At 39.5% G+C, this 415-nt stretch carries 1 protein-coding gene; it reads right to left on the bottom strand.

Translation table 11 applies throughout. The annotated features are described in order from the left end of the window. Positions 1-300, bottom strand: a 300-nt coding sequence (locus tag HC175_RS19420) for a hypothetical protein (protein ID WP_209310119.1), incomplete at its 3' end; no start/stop codon positions are given. Positions 301-415 lie beyond the last annotated feature (115 nt).

Genomic DNA, 415 nt, shown 5'->3' with positions numbered 1-415 from the left:
AAGACTAAGGTTGATCACCAGGAAAATTAGTGGTTTCAGATAGATTTCGGCATTTTTAACCAGGTTCCTTATATCTGCGCTTTTGTCTCCAATGATCTCCAGAATACTTAAGATCCCCAAAACGATCAACACCCAGTCGCGGGTAATAAAAGCTCCTTCTGAAGCAGGAGCGATATCTCCCATGCCGGGAAAATATTCCGGATAGGTTAAAAATATTGCCGCTAAAAAAGCCGGAAGAAAGGTTCTCATGGAGAACAAAGGAATAGACCCCAGAATGGTCACAATTTGAGCTACAGACATACTTGCAATTAGACAGTTCAAGATATTGACATATTACATGAGGCGCAAACTTCCTAAAAAGAAAATCCATTTTATAAATTTAGAAGCTATAAAGGAATGGCAGGAAACCGGAAAC

The sequence above is a fragment of the Salinimicrobium oceani genome (assembly GCF_012037645.1).
The sequence above is the reverse complement of the archived record's forward strand: the minus strand, read 5'-3'. Positions and strand labels throughout refer to the sequence as shown.